This is a genomic window from Acinetobacter sp. YH12068_T (assembly GCF_024606005.1).
Lineage (GTDB): Bacteria > Pseudomonadota > Gammaproteobacteria > Pseudomonadales > Moraxellaceae > Acinetobacter > Acinetobacter amyesii.
Genome location: NZ_CP094555.1, coordinates 2,610,104 through 2,627,442, shown reverse-complemented (window position 1 = coordinate 2,627,442; position 17,339 = coordinate 2,610,104). Strand labels below are relative to the sequence as shown.

At 42.1% G+C, this 17,339-nt stretch carries 13 protein-coding genes and 1 pseudogene; 8 read left to right on the top strand and 6 right to left on the bottom strand.

Features of this window, described 5'->3' with window-relative positions:
* Positions 1-217 precede the first annotated feature (217 nt).
* A complete protein-coding gene (locus MST18_RS12510) occupies positions 218-1,531 on the bottom strand; it encodes an MFS transporter (protein WP_078194265.1) in 1,314 nt (437 codons plus the stop codon).
* A 145-nt stretch (positions 1,532-1,676) separates the two neighbouring features.
* A complete protein-coding gene (locus MST18_RS12505; protein ID WP_180011623.1) occupies positions 1,677-2,318 on the bottom strand; it encodes a hemolysin III family protein in 642 nt (213 codons plus the stop codon).
* A gap of 107 nt (positions 2,319-2,425) precedes the next feature.
* Between MST18_RS12505 and MST18_RS12500 the strand changes: the two are divergent.
* Together MST18_RS12500 and MST18_RS12495 are read left to right on the top strand one after the other, a co-directional pair.
* A pseudogene (locus MST18_RS12500) lies at positions 2,426-3,648 on the top strand (SAM-dependent methyltransferase).
* An 11-nt stretch (positions 3,649-3,659) separates the two neighbouring features.
* Positions 3,660-4,085, top strand: coding sequence for a GNAT family N-acetyltransferase (locus MST18_RS12495; protein ID WP_257227551.1), 426 nt, complete (start codon positions 3,660-3,662; stop codon positions 4,083-4,085).
* A 76-nt stretch (positions 4,086-4,161) separates the two neighbouring features.
* Here the strand turns inward: MST18_RS12495 and MST18_RS12490 are convergent, their stop codons facing one another.
* From MST18_RS12490 to MST18_RS12480, 3 genes are all read right to left on the bottom strand, one after another.
* Positions 4,162-4,500, bottom strand: a complete 339-nt coding sequence (locus tag MST18_RS12490) for a hypothetical protein (protein ID WP_078190097.1) — start codon at positions 4,498-4,500, stop codon at positions 4,162-4,164.
* A 184-nt stretch (positions 4,501-4,684) separates the two neighbouring features.
* Positions 4,685-6,817 carry a 3-hydroxyacyl-CoA dehydrogenase NAD-binding domain-containing protein gene (locus tag MST18_RS12485; protein WP_180133913.1) on the bottom strand — a complete coding sequence of 711 codons (2,133 nt, stop codon included), beginning with the start codon at positions 6,815-6,817 and terminating at the stop codon, positions 4,685-4,687.
* Between the two features lie 11 nt (positions 6,818-6,828).
* Positions 6,829-8,034, bottom strand: coding sequence for an acetyl-CoA C-acetyltransferase (locus MST18_RS12480; RefSeq protein WP_111885008.1), 1,206 nt, complete (start codon positions 8,032-8,034; stop codon positions 6,829-6,831).
* Between the two features lie 38 nt (positions 8,035-8,072).
* Here MST18_RS12480 and MST18_RS12475 point away from each other — a divergent pair, with 38 nt between their 5' ends.
* A complete protein-coding gene (locus tag MST18_RS12475; protein WP_257227552.1) occupies positions 8,073-8,510 on the top strand; it encodes a hypothetical protein in 438 nt (145 codons plus the stop codon).
* Between the two features lie 50 nt (positions 8,511-8,560).
* Here MST18_RS12475 and MST18_RS12470 read toward each other — a convergent pair whose 3' ends face one another.
* Positions 8,561-9,571 (bottom strand): AraC family transcriptional regulator, encoded by a 1,011-nt coding sequence (locus MST18_RS12470; RefSeq protein WP_078190094.1) that lies wholly within the window; start codon positions 9,569-9,571, stop codon positions 8,561-8,563.
* Between the two features lie 210 nt (positions 9,572-9,781).
* Here MST18_RS12470 and MST18_RS12465 point away from each other — a divergent pair, with 210 nt between their 5' ends.
* The 5 genes from MST18_RS12465 to MST18_RS12445 all read left to right on the top strand — a co-directional run bounded on the left by MST18_RS12465 (position 9,782) and on the right by MST18_RS12445 (position 17,321).
* Complete coding sequence (locus MST18_RS12465; RefSeq protein ID WP_078194258.1) at positions 9,782-10,903, top strand: CaiB/BaiF CoA-transferase family protein; 1,122 nt, start codon at positions 9,782-9,784, stop codon at positions 10,901-10,903.
* 216 nt (positions 10,904-11,119) lie between these two features.
* Entirely contained in the window at positions 11,120-12,358 is a 1,239-nt protein-coding gene (locus tag MST18_RS12460; RefSeq protein WP_257227554.1) for a carbohydrate porin, read from the top strand.
* A gap of 170 nt (positions 12,359-12,528) precedes the next feature.
* Complete coding sequence (locus MST18_RS12455) at positions 12,529-14,934, top strand: glucose/quinate/shikimate family membrane-bound PQQ-dependent dehydrogenase (protein ID WP_180133915.1); 2,406 nt, start codon at positions 12,529-12,531, stop codon at positions 14,932-14,934.
* 265 nt (positions 14,935-15,199) lie between these two features.
* Positions 15,200-16,843 (top strand): nitrite/sulfite reductase, encoded by a 1,644-nt coding sequence (locus MST18_RS12450; RefSeq protein WP_180133916.1) that lies wholly within the window; start codon positions 15,200-15,202, stop codon positions 16,841-16,843.
* Complete coding sequence (locus MST18_RS12445; protein ID WP_180133917.1) at positions 16,836-17,321, top strand: DUF934 domain-containing protein; 486 nt, start codon at positions 16,836-16,838, stop codon at positions 17,319-17,321. The genes MST18_RS12450 and MST18_RS12445 overlap by 8 nt, the downstream gene beginning before the upstream one ends.
* Positions 17,322-17,339: the final 18 nt, after the last annotated feature.

Sequence of the window (17,339 nt, the reverse complement as noted above, 5' to 3'; positions counted from 1 at the left end):
GGTTAATAAAATTGAATCGTGCCATTCATTTGCTGTTTGAAATTAAGTGAATGACCGTGTATTGGAACAGATGATGTGTATTGCTCAGTTGGATCTAAGCTGCATTCATGAATAAAATCGAAATGATGTCAACTATAGAGTGGCTAATCAGGTCATTGACTCAATTTGAGACATAAAAAAGCCAGCAATAGGTGCTGGCTTTTTTATTATGTGCAGATTAAACCTGATTATTCACATCATCATTTTTAGTTTCGCGAATCATTAAGAACGCGATCAATGAAAGGATTGATGCCGCAGTTAGGTAGTAACCTACTGCATATAAACCATAGCCAGTTGCAAGTTTAGTTGCGATCAATGGCGCGAAAGATGCACCAAAAATACCAGCCATGTTAAAGGTTAAAGCTGAACCTGTGTAACGTACAGACGTTGGGAAGATTTCAGACAATACCGTACCAATTGGACCATAGGTTAAACCCATGATCGCAAGACCGATACATAGGAATAAGAACACCATCGCAGTACTGCCAGACTCAAGCATGCTTGAGAAGACTAAGCCAAACAATGCAGATACAACACATACCGCAATCGAAGTCGTTTTACGACCAAATTTTTCAGCAAATACAGCAGAAAGTGGAATGAAGGCAGCGAAACAAAGTGTGGCAACCAGTTGAAGTTTTAAAAATTCTTCACGTGTGTAACCAAGCTGGGTTGTACCCCATTGTAAAGCGAATACTGTGGTTAAGTAGAACACAACGAATGTACAAATCGCAGCAATCGTACCGAGAATTAACATTCCCCAGTGCTTAGTGATCACTTCTTTGAACGGAATATTTACTTCTTTTTGCTTATCCAAAACTTTTTGGAATGCTGGTGTTTCATGTAGTTTTAAACGAATCCACAGACCGACAATAACCAATAGCGCACTTGCAATGAATGGAATACGCCAACCCCATTGCATAAACTCAGCTTCAGACATGAAGTGACCTAAGGTCAAGAATGAACCTGTTGCAAGAATAAAGCCGATTGGCGCGCCCAATTGAGGGAACATACCATACCAAGCACGTTTGCCTTCTGGCGCATTTTCAGTTGCAAGCAGCACGGCACCTGACCATTCACCACCTAAACCAAGACCTTGACCTAAGCGACAAAGTGCAAGCATGAGCGGAGCAGCGATACCAATTTGAGCATAGGTTGGAAGCAAGCCGATACATACTGTAGAAATCCCCATGGTGAGGAGAGCGGCAACTAATGTGGCTTTACGACCGATACGGTCACCTAAATGGCCAAAGAATGTTGCACCAATCGGGCGAGCAATAAAGGCAATCGCAAACGTTGCTAAAGATTGAATTGTTGCGGTTGTTGGATCTGTACTTGCAGGGAAGAACAGATGCGGGAAGATAATTACAGCCGCAGTTGCATAGATGTAGAAATCGAAGAATTCGATTGTGGTACCTACAAGACTTGCTGTAAGTACGCGGAATTTTGAATTTGTTGGTTGCTGTTCAGTGGCAGCAGCACTTGAAGACGCCATGGTGGACCTTACACTTACTAAAAATAATTGAACTTAGTTTTAAAAGCGTAATCTTTTTAAAAAAGGCGTAATTTCTTAAAAAAATACGAAATACCAACTTACGGACTGCGGAATTAGGGTCACTAAAGAATGCAGTGTCAGTGGGTTATATCACGTAGAGATAAATCGACAGGAAATGTGATCCTGCACCTATCAATACAAAAATATGCCAGATAGCGTGTGTATATCTTACCTTTTTTAAGGCATAAAACAATGCACCGATTGTATAAGATAGCCCGCCAATGATCAGGTAGGTTAAAGCTTGATCAGATAAAAAGCGTTGCATATCATCCATTACCAGTACTGCAAGCCATCCCATCACCAAATAAGCAATCAACGAAATCTTTTGAAAACGATGAATGAAAATTAATTTGAATAGTGTTCCAATAGCGGCAATAACCCACAGTGCAATGAGTAAATAATGCGCTTTTGCGGTAGGCAGTGCGATTGCCAGAAACGGGGTATAAGTGCCTGCAATTAAATAATAGATTGCGGTATGGTCGAGTTTTTTGTACCAACCACGGCGCTCAGGAGATTCTGCGAAGTGATATAGACTCGACGCTGAAAACAATAACAGCATACTGAATGCATACACCCAAAGTGCAAGCCATTGTCCAGTTGGAAGATATGATCCTTTTAAAATCAGTAGGATACCTGCGATGGCCGACAACGCTGCACCGAAAGCATGGGTATAGAAATTCAGTCTTTCTTCAGCTGGGTCATAAGCTAAAAGGTGGGGAGCATTCATAACGTATCTTTTATAATAATTTAAATATACAAGTGTATAGTAATTCAATTTTGCTTTTGGTGTAAGAAGATTTAAAATTGTTTTGCAAATTTATCTAGGTTTATATTATGTCATCATTGGCTTCTTCCTCTACGCAAGAGCAGCAATTTTTAGCAGCCTTTCAGCAAGCCATTGAAACACAGCGTTTTGATCGCATGATCTTGAGTCAGTATAAAGGTGAATTAGACCAATTAGAAAAAATGACCTTGCGAGTCATTTCGCTGCAAGGTGAGTCATTTCTCAGTTGTTTATATCGTTATAAAACCCAAGACATCACCAAAAACTATCCAATGGCAGCTGCATATCAACAAGTCGAAAGTTTATTGAGCTGTTGTAAGCAAGCCAACCTGATGACCTTGGATGAAGAAATTCAGCTCAAAAAAATAAAAAGAAAGCCATGCTAAGCATTAGCAAAAAGCAGCCTGCTTTAGGGAAAAATCCTACGGAGCAGCAAGGACATGATCGAGCGAAACACCGCTATGTCGATCAAAACAGTTATTTCTTACAGCCACTCGGTATTACGGATGCAAAAGCACAAATTATTCCGAGCATGGCGCGTAAATGGAAACAAATTAATAAATTTGTAGAAATTTTTTCAGGCGCTTTATGTCAGATTAAAGAGACTGATCAATCTCTACATGTTGTAGATTTTGGTTCAGGCAAGGGATATCTAACTTTTGCATTATATGATTATTTAGCAAAACACCAGCAAGTGCCTAAAGTGACTGGGGTTGAGCTGAATCCAAAAATGGTGGAATTTTGCCAAAGCGTTGCTCAGCAGTCGAATTTCAGCCAACTGGATTTTTTCCAAGGCGATGTTCGTACCTATGCGCCTGAGCGCTTAGATGTCATGATTGCGCTGCACGCCTGTGATGTGGCAACGGACTTTGCGATTCATACCGGTATTCGATTAAATGCGCAAATGATCATGTGTGCGCCGTGTTGTCATAAAGAACTGCGTCCGCAATTGAAAGCGCCGCAAGTACTTGCACCGATGTTGCAATTTGGTATTCATGCAGGCCAGCAAGCAGAGATGCTTACTGACACGATTCGTGCACTTTTATTGAAAGTATATGGTTATGAAACCAAAGTCTTTGAATTTGTGGCACTTGAACATACCAGTAAAAATAAAATGATCTTGGCAACCAAACGTGCAGACTATGTCGAACCTGATCAAGCGGTATTGGCACAGATTCAAGCTTTAAAAGACATGTATGGCATTCAAAAGCATTCATTGGAATTATTGTTAAATGATCAATGGGACCAGCAAGATATTGGCTGTAAATGCTAAAGGATGAAGGGATGCAGCAGTTAAATATTCAATTCGGACCGTGGGAGCAACTGGCATCTGCAGCTCGACCGATACGTGAACAGGTCTTTATTTTAGAACAGCAGATATCGCCCGCGGATGAGTGGGATGCAGAAGATGCGATTTCACTGCATTTTATTGTTCATGATGGGATGAAAGCTGTTGCAACTGCTCGTTTGTTGAAAAATAACAGTATAGGTCGTGTTGCTGTTTTAAAGGCCTATCGCGGTCAGGGTATTGGTAAAATCTTGATGCAAGCCATTATCGAACAAGCGAAATTAGAGCAACGTGAATATTTAAAACTATCATCACAAGTGCATGCTATACCGTTTTATGCAACTTTAGGTTTTGTTGTTGAAGGTGATGAATATTTAGATTGTGGTATTCCGCATCAAGATATGTATATGGCTTTGGCTTAAATACTTAAAATTGGACAGCTATAAATAAAAAACGCTTAAAATTTTAAGCGTTTTTTTGCATAGATTGGGTCAAAGCTTAGTGGCCATGATCATTCGATGCAGTAGGTTCAGGGCTCATGTCATCCATATGTGCATGTTGTTCTTCAGTCATATGCATATCTGCTGCAGTCGGCGCAGAAGCTTCACGAGCTGCTTGATCAGCTTGCGCCTTTTTCAACGCTTCTTCTGACATCACAGGGGCATTTTTAAATGCATGCTGTTGAGTATTGTCTTTTTTCTGTTGGCTCGGCATATAGTCTGGTTCATTGGTCACAGCAAGCCAGAAAATACCCATGAATAGCGCACCTAAAATACAGAAGATAATCAGTGCCTTCCAGCCCCACGGTGATTTTTCAGGAGAAGTATGATCAGTCATAACAAGCTACTCAATCGGATAAAAAGAAATCAAAAAACTTGTTACTTTATAACATAAAACAGATGAGAGTTCGCGTAAAATCTAGACTTGTTTGCAAACACGCGAATGCGAAGGAAAATTAAAAGGAGCCGAAGCTCCTTTTGATGTGATTGAACAGCAAAATTTGCATGCTCAAAATGAATAATTAAATCTGCTCAGCTTTAGCTACTTTGTCTTTCAGCAATTGCGGTGCTTTGAAGCGTTCGCCATATTTTGCTTCTAGTGTATTGGCACGTAATAGCGCTTTTTCCAAACCATATTGGTTTAAAAATTGAAGTGCACCACCTGTCCAAGGGGCAAAACCAATCCCGAAGATTGATCCGACATTGCCATCAACAGTCGATTCCAAAACACCTTCTTCTAGGCAGCGTAAGGTATCGAGTGACTGTACAAACAGGAAGCGGTCAATCATTTCCTGTTCAGAAATAGCATTATCATTCTGCCATTTGCTCAAGCCATCCCAGAGGTGCTTTTTACCGCCTTCAGGATATTCATAAAAACCTGCGCCGGCAGCTTTACCTTTACGTCCGAACTCATGAATCATTGTCTGAATCACCTCATCCGCACCTGAACGTGGTAGGTCTTTGCCTTCAGCTTGCAAGGCTTTACGTGTCTCGGCCGCGACATGTTCAGAGAGTGTTAAAGACACTTCATCTTGAATGGCCAATGGACCTACAGGCATGCCGGCTTTTAACGCTGCCATTTCAATGCGGGCAGGGTGTATGCCTTCAGAAAGCAGACGTAAACCTTCTTGTACAAAAGTGCCAAAGACACGGCTGGTAAAGAAGCCACGGCTGTCATTCACCACAATTGGTGTTTTGCCAATTTGCTGTACATAGTCATAGGCTTTGGCTAAGGTTTCAGCCGATGTGTTTTTACCTTTAATAATTTCGACCAATTGCATTTTGTCGACAGGACTAAAGAAATGTAGACCGATAAATTTAGCTTGATCTTGAGATGCATTGGCTAAGCCTGAAATTGGCAAGGTTGAAGTATTGGATGCAAAAATACCACTCTCTGCCAGATAGGCTTCTGCTTCTTGTGTCACTTTGGCTTTCAATTCGACATTTTCAAATACAGCTTCAATGATCAAGTCGCAGCCTTGTAAATCTGCCGCATTTGCAGTGGCATGTATCAGGCCTAAGACTTGATCACGTTTTTCTGCACTTAAACGGCCTTGAGTTACTTTTTTATCCAGCAGTTTTTGGCTATAGGCTTTGCCTTTTTCAGCAGCTTCTACAGAGATATCTTTAAGTACAACTGCAATGCCTTTTGATGCTGTGGCATAAGCGATGCCTGCACCCATCATGCCTGCGCCTAAAATACCAACTTTGGTGGCTTGCCATTTCGCGACGTCTTTTGGACGACTTGCACCAGACTTAATAGCGTTGAGACCATGCCAGAAGGTGCCGATCATATTTTTAGAAATTTGACCGGTTGCAAGGTAAGTAAAGTAACGTGATTCAATCGTGAGCGCCGTATTAACATCGACCTGAGCGCCTTCAACAGCAGCCGACATAATGGCTTCAGGCGCAGGGTAACAGCCCTTGGTTTTGTCACGTAGCATAGCGGGGGCAATGGCGAGCATTTGCGCCACAGCAGGAGTCGATGGCGTCCCGCCCGGAATTTTATAGCCTTTTACATCAAAGGGTTGCTGTGATTTTGGATTGGCTTTCACCCACGCAATGGCTTTGTCCATCAATTCTTCAAGGCTATCTGCAGTGTCTTGAATCAGCCCCAATGATTTGGCTTTTTCGACACCAATTTGTTTGCCTTCCATCAAGAGCGGAAATGCATTTTGCAGACCCAATAAACGTACCATACGAACAATACCGCCACCACCCGGCAGTAAACCTAAGGTTACTTCAGGTAAGCCAAATTTTGCCTTAGCATCATTCAGTGCGATTCGATAATGACAGCCAAGAGCTAACTCCCAACCACCGCCAAGCGCCGTGCCATTTAAAGCTGCAACAACAGGAATGCCACGGGTTTCGATATAACGCAGTTTGGCTTTCATCTCTTCAATCATATTGAAGAATTCTGTCGCATGCTCAGGTGTAGCTTGAATCAGTTCGTCTAAGTCGCCGCCGGCAAAGAAGGTTTTTTTTGCGGAACGGAAAATAATCCCTGCAATATTTTCATCTGCTTGCAGTTTGTCTACCGTTTCAGCCAGTGCCGTGCGGAAGTCTGTATTCATGGTGTTGGCAGATTGGTTCGGAGAATCTAAAGTTAAAATGACGATATTGTCGGCATTTTTTTCAAATTGAATTGCGCTCATTTTTATTCTCCTTATACCAACTCAATAATCGTTGCGATGCCCATACCGCCACCCACGCAAAGTGTTGCTAAGCCGCGTTTTTTACCTTGGCGTTCCAGTTCATCCATCAGGGTGCCTAAAATCATGGCGCCTGTTGCACCCAGCGGATGTCCTAATGCAATTGCACCGCCATTCACATTGACTTTGGCAGGGTCAACCTTGAGTTCGGTAATAAAACGCATCACGACTGCTGCAAAAGCTTCGTTCACTTCAAATAGGTCAATATCATCAATGGTTAAGCCAGCTTTAGCTAAGGCTTTACGTGCAGCAGGTGCAGGGCCAGTCAGCATAATGGTTGGGTCTGCACCCACCAATGCAGTGGCAAGCACTTTGGCACGCGGTTTTAGGCCTTGTTCTTTGATCGCTTTTTCAGAGGCAAGCAATACTACGGCAGCACCATCAACGATGCCCGATGAGTTCCCTGCATGGTGTACATGGTTGACTGCGCCGACTTCAGGATATTTTTGCAAGGCAATGGCATCAAAGCCCATTTGCCCCATCATGGCAAAACTTGGGTTGAGCTTGCCTAAGCCTTCTGCTGTGGTCGTTGGTTTAATAAATTCATCTTTGGCTAAAACTGTCACGCCTGCTTTGTCTTTAACAGGAACGACAGATTGGTCAAAATAACCATTGGCTTGAGCTGCTGCGGCTTTTTGCTGAGAGTTGGCTGCAAAGGCATCCACATCTGCTCGGCTATAACCGTCAATGGTGGCAATTAAATCTGCCCCAATGCCTTGTGGTATAAAATCACAAGCCATATTGGTTTCAGGATCGAGCGCCCAAGGGCCGCCATCTGAGCCCATCGGCACACGAGACATCGACTCTACACCGCCAGCCACCACAAGGTCTTCCCAACCAGAGCGGACCTTTTGCGCTGCCATATTCACAGCTTCTAAACCTGATGCACAAAAACGGTTGATTTGAACGCCTGCAACATCATTATCCCAACCGGCTGCAATGGCTGCGGTTTTGGCAATGTCTGCGCCTTGGTCACCAATGGGGGTTACACAGCCCAGTACAATGTCGTCTACTGCAGCGGTGTCAAATTGATGTCGGTTTTGTAATTCGTTCAATAAACCGGTCAGTAGGCTAATCGGTTTAACGGCATGTAGTGAACCGTCTTTTTTTCCTTTGCCGCGCGGTGTGCGAATGGCATCAATGATGTAAGCCTCGCTCATAATCCTGTCCCTTTGATCTATAAATTTTTATTGGTTTTTTGAGTGTACGGATTAATCAAACCAGTGCAATGATGAGAACGGGTGAGTCGTTTGATATTTTTGGTCAACGCTTGCTGCTGAATAAGATAAAAATCAACCTGCATATTGAAAGCGAGGATCGGTTAAGATCAGTTGCTATCGATTTAGTTCAAATTGAAGATCTACTTATACATAAAAATGTGAAGCGAGTGTTGAAAGGTCTAGCTTGGCTAGTACTATTAGGCTGCTTAGGTTTTGTATGCTTGATCGGTTTTTATATTTATATGATCTATGGCATTCATCCTTCAGATGAAGGGACTGGCGGCTTAGCCTGTGAGTATGATCGCAATGATCATGTGACTAAGGCAGAAATGTATCGGATACAGGATGGCAAACGCGTGATCACGCCCGTCGATCCAATACTTTGCCAAAAACAACGCGCAGATTTTCCGAAATAAAAAAACCTGATCGAGATCAGGTTTTAGAGAATGCTAGTTTTGATTATTGCTTAGTGATAACCATGCAGTTGACGGTAAAGGCCTGGTGTTACACCGGTCCACTTTTTAAATGCACGGTGGAAAGTACTGGTTTCACTAAAGCCGACTTGCTGTGCAACATCTTCAAGCGTTAAGTCTGGGTTAAGCAATAAGTGAATTGCAGCATCTCGACGTAAAGCATCTTTTACACCTTGGTAGCTCTTACCTTCAGCGGCTAAACGACGACGTAGTGTTTGCGGAGATAGATACAGCATTGAAGCAACATCGTTCAAGGTTGGCATTTCTTCGCCAATTTGACTCTTCAGCACATCACGGATACGAGATGTTAATGAATTGGTATTTTTAAATTTAACCAATAACTGTGCAGGAGCCGCTTTTAAGAATTCTTCAAGCGTTTCTTCGTTTTGACGAATGGGTAAATCTAAATAATCCGCTGCAAATGTAATTTCAGTTCGTGGTGTATCAAACTGCATGACAGGTGCAAAAAACAAGGCATCATATTCGTCAGCATGTTCAGGACGTTCATAACCGAAGTGAACACGCTCTAAAGGCAGACGACGTTCAATCAACCAAGAAGCGAGACCATGCCAAATCATCAGCATACTTTCTGTAATGAAATGGTCTGGGTCCATAGATTTCGGAATTTGAGGAACTAAACGTGCTTCGTGCTTATCACGTTCTAGTGTCACCGACCATTCATCACCAAACAGTTTGTAGAACTGCGAAGACAATTCGAGTGCATCACCGAGGGTTTTTGCATGAATAATCAATTGGCACATAATGGCAAAAGTACCCAAGCGGCGCGGTTGAATATCAAAACCGACATGTTCGTCTTGAGTCACCATCCACAACATTTTAATAAAACGTGTGTATTGTTCAGGTGAAATACGCGCTTTGGGTTGGCGTAGAAGTTCAGCCTCAATGCCAACATGAGACAATAAAGTTTCGACATCCATGCCGAGACGTTTCACACCAGTTAAGGCTGCGTTGACGAAATGGATACTGATCGTATCACGACTCATGTTTAATCCTTCAGTCTCTTTAATGTTCACAAATGTTTGACCTAAATGACGCTAAAAAAAGAAATCATGGCAATTTACAACAGCGGTTTTGCCATTTTTACATGGTAAATTGCCGAAACTATCAAGGTAAATGGCTGAACATGACATTGTTTTAATCATTTTATATTTCTACCATGGATAAAAAATCTACACAATTAGAGAAAAATATCCATGGAAGCTGCTTTAAAAGGATTGAAAGTACTCGACTTTTCGACATTACTCCCAGGGCCATTTGCGACCTTGTATTTGGCTGACATGGGTGCGGAAGTTGTGCATATTGAGTCACCGACGCGTCCCGATCTGGTTCGTTTGATGCCACCTTATGCCAATGGGCAAGCCACAGCGCATAGTTATTTAAATCGCAATAAACAATCCATCGCATTGGATTTAAAAGATCCGAAAAGTATTGAATTGATCAAAGCCAAAATTTCAGATTTTGATATTGTGGTGGAACAATTTCGTCCAGGTGTCATGCAACGCTTGGGTTTGGATTATGCAGTTTTGGCCGAAATTAATCCGCGACTTATTTACTGCTCGATTACGGGTTATGGTCAAACCGGACATTACAAAGACCGCGCAGGGCATGACATCAATTACTTGGCTTTATCGGGCATTTCAGGTCATAGCGGACGCCAAGATAGTGGCCCGCCACCAATGGGGATTCAAATCGCCGATGTCGCAGGCGGATCAATGCATGCGATTACTGGCATCTTAGCTGCGGTGATTGAGCGTTACCGTAGCGGTTTAGGACAATATATTGATATTTCCATGACCGATTGTGCCGTCGCATTGAACAATATGGCTGCAGCTGGCGTATTGGCTGCCAATGCGGTAACCGCGGCAGAGACGGCGCATCTGAATGGCGGAAGTTTCTATGACTATTATCGAACTCAAGATGGTCGCTATCTGTCTATAGGTGGTTTGGAGCCACAGTTTTTACATGGATTGGCGCAAATTCTAGATTTACCCGCTTTAGCGACGCAAGGCATGTCATTTGATTCACAAGATCAGACTGAAATTAAGCATGCAATTGCCCGAAAAATACTAACCAAAACATGGGCTGAGTGGAAAAAGATTTTTGCCTCTCAAGATGTCTGTGTGGAACCAGTTTTAAGTTTGGACGAAGCTCTAAATTCACAATTGGCCCAAGAGCGGCATTGGTGTGTTGAAGTTCCGCTACAAGAAGGCGACACAATGACACAAACTCAACTGGCATGTCCGATTAAATTTTCTAGATCAGCATTGATTTATACCCATGTGGGTAAAACTTTAGGTGCGGATAATTGGTTATGAATGGTATAAAAAAAGGTGATAAGTTAAACAATAAAACCTTTAAAATCTCTTAATTAGATAAACATCTATGTAAATATTGAGAGTTGTTAACAAAAAAATAAATAAATTATACAAATGTGAGAGTATTATATGAACTATTAACACAATTGGTATATAGGTCTCCAAATGAAAATAGCTGTGAGTAAACTTGGATCTTTATATCTTAGCCTCGGAATAATGCTTGCGGGTTCAGCAACCCAAGCGGCAACTACTGCAGATGCTTTCAGTTCTGAAAGCCCATGGATGTTCGGTGATTGGAACGGTCAACGAACAGCGCTTCAACAGAAAGGTTACGATTTTAGTTTTAGTTATGGTGGCGAATTAGCCACTTTGTTAGATGCAAAGCATGCTTCTGGTCATGGCACTGAATATGCGGACCAATTCGCGATCGGGGCACATCTCGATTTAGAAAAAATTGCGGGTTGGAAAGATACCGAAGCGCAAATCAATATCACTGAACGTAATGGCCGTTCATTGTCTCAAACTTCAGATGCATTAAATGGTCATTTAAGTGCAACACAAGAAGTGTGGGGTCGTGGTCAAACTTGGCGTTTGACTGATTTTTGGATCAAGAAAAAATTCTTAGACCAAAAATTAGATATTAAAGTCGGTCGTTTCGGTGAAGGTGAAGATTTCAACAGCTTTGACTGTGACTTTCAAAACTTAGCACTTTGTGGCTCACAAGTGGGTAACTGGGTCGGTGACCAATGGTACAACTGGCCAGTCAGCCAATGGGCTGCTCGCGTGAAATATAACATTCAGCCTGAACTCTACGCACAAGTCGGGGTTTATGAATACAACCCTGAAAATCTAAAACGTGGTAAAGGTTGGAACTTGAGTACCGATGGTTCTAAAGGTGCGATTATTCCTGCTGAAGTGGTGTGGACTCCAAAAGTGGGGACACAAAAGCTTCCGGGTGAATACCGTGCAGGTTACTACTACAGTACCGCTGATGCCGATGTCATTGATAGCCCATTAAATGAAAAAGATCACCATCAAGGCGGTTGGATTGTGGCGAAACAACAACTGACAGCACACAAAGACGATGCCTCACGTGGCTTAAGTGGTTTTGTAAATGTCACTGTGCATGACTCAGACACCAACAATGTGAGTGATATGCAAAACATTGGCTTGGTATACAAAGGCGCATTCGATGCACGTCCTCAAGATGAAATCGCGATTGGCTTAGGTCGTATCAGCATTAATGATGATGTGAATGACGCTAATATTGCCAATAACAGCATTGATGCACGCGGTCTACAAAGTGAAGAGTATGACGCAGAAATTTACTACGGTATTCATGCGGCAAACTGGCTAACTATTCGTCCTAATATTCAATATATCCGTCACGTCGGTGCTTACAAAAATGGTGAGAATGCGTGGGTCGGCGGTATCAAATTTCAAACAGCATTTTAATTGATGTCCAATTAGAGTTCTTATAAAAGCAATTCGGTAATTCTGAGAAAAATTACGATATTTCCCCTTGAATTGTTTTTGTAACAACTTCTCTTTGCGACATAAAAACGGTGGTGTGTTGAATGTGTTTCACGCACCAAATACAACATTCGACAATAGAGGTGGTCAACATGAGCAACCCATCTACCGGAACTGGGATGCGAACATTTACCGTCGTTGTGATGGCAATTTTCGCCTTAGTTCTATTGATTGGTGGTATCTGGCTGGCAGTCCTTGGCGGTTCTTGGTACTACATAATCGCCGGCCTGTTAATGCTGGCTTCAGCAATATACTTAAGAAAAATTCAAAACAGTTCTTTATACATTTATGCAGCGTTGATGCTGGGTACAGTGATTTGGGGACTTTGGGAGGCAGGTTCTGACTTTTGGGCACTTGCACCGCGTTTTGATATTTTAGGCTTATTGGGCCTTTGGTTACTGATTCCTGCCGTGACACGCGGTATGGAAAATGGCAAAACTGCGAAAATTACATTATCAGGCACACTGGTGATTGCGATTATCGTGATGATCTATTCAATTTTTAATGATCCGCAAGAAATTCACGGTGAAATTAAAAATGCACAACCTCAAACAGCCAAAGCGATTGAGGGTATTGCTCCTGAAGATTGGCCTGCCTATGGTCGTACACAAGGTGGTGTACGTTATTCTCCACTCACCCAAATCAATAGCGACAACGTTAAAGATTTAGAAGTAGCGTGGACTTTCCGTACAGGTGAGTTACCAACAGAAAATGACTCAGGTGAAACCACAAACCAAGTCACTCCGATTAAAGTCGGCAATGACATGTTTATGTGTACAACTCACCAACGTTTAATTGCACTTGATCCTGAGACAGGTAAACAAAAATGGGCATTCGATCCAAAACTTAAAGCGGACAATACCTATCAACATTTAACATGTCGTGGTGTGTCTTATTTTGACGCAGCAAATACCACTCAGTTTGCAAAAAGCTTAGAGAACAAACGCTCGACTTCAACTGAATGTCCGCGTAAAGTGATCTTGCCTGTAAATGATGGTCGTTTGGTTGCAGTCAATGCTGACACAGGTAAAGCATGTAGTGATTTTGGTCATAACGGCGAAGTCGATCTACAAAAAGATATGCCTTATCCGTATCCGGGCGGTTATATCCCAACTTCACCTCCAGTGGTTACTGGCACAACCATTGTGATTGGCGGTTCAACTACCGATAACTTCTCGACTAAAGAGCCATCTGGTGTCATCCGTGGTTATGATGTCAATACCGGTGAATTATTGTGGATCTTTGATACAGGGGCGGAAGATCCAAATGCCATGCCAGGCGAAGGTCAAAAATACTCTGTAGCCTCACCGAATGCATGGGCACCTTTAGCATATGACGAAAAACTTGACATCGTTTATGTGCCAACAGGTGTAGGCACACCAGACATTTTTGGTGGTCACCGTACGCCTTTAGATGAACGCTATGCAAACTCAATGCTTGCGATCAATGCATCGACTGGTAAATTGATCTGGAACTTCCAAACCACACATCATGATTTGTGGGATATGGATGTACCATCACAACCTTCATTGGCAGATATCAAAGATAAATCAGGTAATATTGTTCCTGCGATCTATGTCTTAACCAAAACAGGTAATGCATTCGTCCTTGACCGTCGTACCGGTAAAGCGATTGTGCCAATCACCGAAAAAGCAGTTCCACAAACTGTAAGACGTGGTCCACAAACTAAAGGTGAGCATTATTCTGCAACTCAACCGTTCTCTGATTTTGATTTAGCACCAAAAGATAAATTGACTGATAAACAAATGTGGGGTGCCACTATGTTTGACCAGTTGATGTGTCGTGTGTATTTCAAATCATTAAACTACGACGGTATTTATACACCACCTTCTGAAAATGGCACATTGGTATTCCCTGGTAACCTTGGGGTATTTGAATGGGGTGGTATGTCGGTGAACCAAGACCGTCAAGTTGCTGTGATGAACCCAATTGGCTTGCCATTTGTGACTAAGTTGATTCCTACAGATCCAAACCGTGAGCAAACTGCGAAAGGTGCGGGTACTGAACAAGGCGTGCAACCGATGTATGGCGTACCTTATGGGGTGGAAATCAAAGCATTCTTGTCACCACTTGGCTTACCTTGTAAACAACCTTCATGGGGCTTTACTGCAGGTGTAGATTTAAATACACATGAAGTGGTCTGGAAAAAACGTATAGGTACAATTCGTGATAGTTTACCGAAATTGTTCCAATTACCTGCTGTGAAAATTGGTGTACCGGGTCTTGGTGGATCAATCTCGACTGCTGGTAATGTCATGTTTGTAGGCGCAACACAAGATAACTATATCCGTGCAATCAATGTAACGAATGGTGATACTTTGTGGGAAGGTCGTCTACCAGCAGGTGGTCAAGCGACTCCAATGACTTATGAAGCAAATGGTAAACAATATGTTGTGATCATGGCTGGTGGTCATGGTTCATTTGGTACAAAACTTGGTGATTACCTTGTTGCGTATGCTTTACCAGATAAAAAATAAGTGATTTTACATCGCTAAATAAAAAGCCCGATTTATCGGGCTTTTTATTGGCTTAAATTCTTTATGTAAATTTATGCTAAGTAATGGAGAAATAATTCAATATATTAATAAATAAAAAGTAAATGACCGGAATCCGCTATATCAGTGAAATTGCGACAGTCTTATCAATAAAATCGCTATTAAATATGTAAAAAACGCATTTTCTTGATAGATAAAATCTCGTTATGCTGTGCATTGTTATAATAGAAATTACTAGCTGTACGCCATGTATTTATATACTGATTTTGACCAGCAACTGGTTAATGAACGTGTTGCACAGTTCCGTGATCAAACGGAACGTTATTTAGCAGGTAAATTGACGGAAGATGAATACCGTCCACTGCGTCTTCAAAACGGCCTTTATGTACAGCGTTATGCACCGATGCTACGTATTGCAGTACCTTATGGCCTGATGAATTCTAAACAATTACGTAAAATTGCGTCATTGGCTCAGGACTATGACCGTGGTTATGCGCACGTATCTACTCGTCAAAACATTCAGTTTAACTGGCCTGCACTAGAAAATGTGCCTGATATGTTACAAGAGCTCGCATCTGTTCAAATGCATGCGATTCAAACTTCGGGTAACTGTATTCGTAATACCACCACTGACCAATATGCAGGTGTGGTTGCGGGTGAAATTGCTGACCCACGCCCAACGTGTGAATTGATTCGTCAATGGTCAACTTTCCACCCAGAATTCGCTTTCTTGCCACGTAAGTTCAAGATTGCAGTTTCAGCACTGGAAGAAACTGATCGTGCGGCAACGTCTTTCCATGATATCGGTGTGTATATCGTGAAAAATGAAGCAGGCGAGATTGGCTATAAAATCAAAGTTGGTGGTGGTTTAGGCCGTACCCCAGTGATTGGTAGCTTTATTCGTGACTTCTTGCCACGTGAAGATTTGATTGCTTATTTAGAAGCGGTACTTCGTGTATACAACTTACACGGTCGTCGTGATAACAAATATAAAGCGCGTATCAAAATTTTAGTGAAAGCATTAACACCAGAAGTATTTGCAGAGAAAGTGGAAGCTGAATTTGCACATACCATCAAAACTTTAAAAATTGATGCTGATACCTTGGCGAAAATGGATGAGAACTTCACACCATTTGATTACCAAGATTATGCGGATGAAGATTTCGCAGAGCAATTTGCCGCAGAGCCGAAATTTAAACAATGGTTCAACATCAACACCAATGCACATAAAGTCAAAGGTTACCGCATCGTTACGATTTCTTTGAAACGTGCGGGTATTGCACCGGGCGATATGACTGTTGAAGAAATGAACCTGATTGCTGACTTGGCTGACAAATATACCTTTGGTGAGTTCCGTACCACACATGAGCAAAATATTGCGCTTGTGGATGTACCGCAAAAAGATTTGTTTGATCTATGGAAAATCCTTGATCAACACAATCTTGCACGTGCGCATATTGGGTTCTTAACCGATATCATTTGCTGCCCAGGCGGTGATTTCTGTTCATTGGCAAATGCGAAATCGATTCCAATTTCTGAAGCCATTACACGTCGTTTTAATGACTTAGATACCATTTACAATTTAGGTAAATTGGATCTGAACATCTCTGGTTGTATGAATGCGTGTGGTCACCACCATGTCGGTAATATCGGTATTTTAGGTGTAGATAAAAAGGGTGCTGAGTTCTATCAAATCACTTTGGGTGGTAATGCAGACCATGATGCATCAATTGGTGACATCTTAGGCCCATCATTTGCAGCCGAAGTTGTACCAGACATCATTGAAGAAATCTTAAATACTTATCTAGACCTGCGTGCAGAAGGCGAAGAGTTTATTGATACTTACCGCCGTATTGGCATCCAACCATTTAAGGAGCGTGCATATGCTTAATACAGCACTACAAGTCCTCTCTAAAGATGGCTCGATTGCAGACAATACTTACCAAGTCATTGGTGAAGATGGTGTGTTGCCACAAGGTGACGTGGTTTTAACAGTTGAGCAGTTAGATCAACTTGCGAATGTGTCTGGTAAAAAAGCACTTTTCGTCACGGTTGATGCTTCACCTGAAACCAATGAATTCCCGCTTGATCAGTTAGATGCAATCTTTATCGAGTTTGCTGGTTTTAACGATGGTCGTGGCTATTCATTTGCTGCATTGTTACGTCGCCAAGGTTTCCAAGGCGAACTACGTGCGACAGGTGATGTATTCAAAGACGTGTTGAACTACATGAAGCGTTCAGGTTTCGATACTTTTGTAGTGAAAGAAAGTAAAGATATTGCTGAAGCTGCTGCTGGCTTAGGTGATTTTACCAATCCATATCAAGCTTCAACTGCAGTGCCGCAAGCGCATTATCAAACTGGTGCTTAAGTGCCTTGATCAATAAAA

Excerpts from the sequence above, each read along its gene's own strand:
- MST18_RS12495 (WP_257227551.1), top strand. The coding sequence starts at position 3,660 with ATGCAGCAGTTAAATATTCAATTCGGACCGTGGGAGCAACTGGCATCT.
- MST18_RS12460 (WP_257227554.1), top strand. The coding sequence starts at position 11,120 with ATGCTTGCGGGTTCAGCAACCCAAGCGGCAACTACTGCAGATGCTTTC.
- MST18_RS12480 (WP_111885008.1), bottom strand. The coding sequence starts at position 8,034 with ATGAGCGAGGCTTACATCATTGATGCCATTCGCACACCGCGCGGCAAA.
- MST18_RS12470 (WP_078190094.1), bottom strand. The coding sequence starts at position 9,571 with ATGAGTCGTGATACGATCAGTATCCATTTCGTCAACGCAGCCTTAACT.
- MST18_RS12505 (WP_180011623.1), bottom strand. The coding sequence starts at position 2,318 with ATGAATGCTCCCCACCTTTTAGCTTATGACCCAGCTGAAGAAAGACTG.
- MST18_RS12445 (WP_180133917.1), top strand. The coding sequence starts at position 16,836 with ATGCTTAATACAGCACTACAAGTCCTCTCTAAAGATGGCTCGATTGCA.
- MST18_RS12490 (WP_078190097.1), bottom strand. The coding sequence starts at position 4,500 with ATGACTGATCATACTTCTCCTGAAAAATCACCGTGGGGCTGGAAGGCA.
- MST18_RS12450 (WP_180133916.1), top strand. The coding sequence starts at position 15,200 with ATGTATTTATATACTGATTTTGACCAGCAACTGGTTAATGAACGTGTT.
- MST18_RS12485 (WP_180133913.1), bottom strand. The coding sequence starts at position 6,817 with ATGAGCGCAATTCAATTTGAAAAAAATGCCGACAATATCGTCATTTTA.
- MST18_RS12455 (WP_180133915.1), top strand. The coding sequence starts at position 12,529 with ATGAGCAACCCATCTACCGGAACTGGGATGCGAACATTTACCGTCGTT.
- MST18_RS12465 (WP_078194258.1), top strand. The coding sequence starts at position 9,782 with ATGGAAGCTGCTTTAAAAGGATTGAAAGTACTCGACTTTTCGACATTA.
- MST18_RS12510 (WP_078194265.1), bottom strand. The coding sequence starts at position 1,531 with ATGGCGTCTTCAAGTGCTGCTGCCACTGAACAGCAACCAACAAATTCA.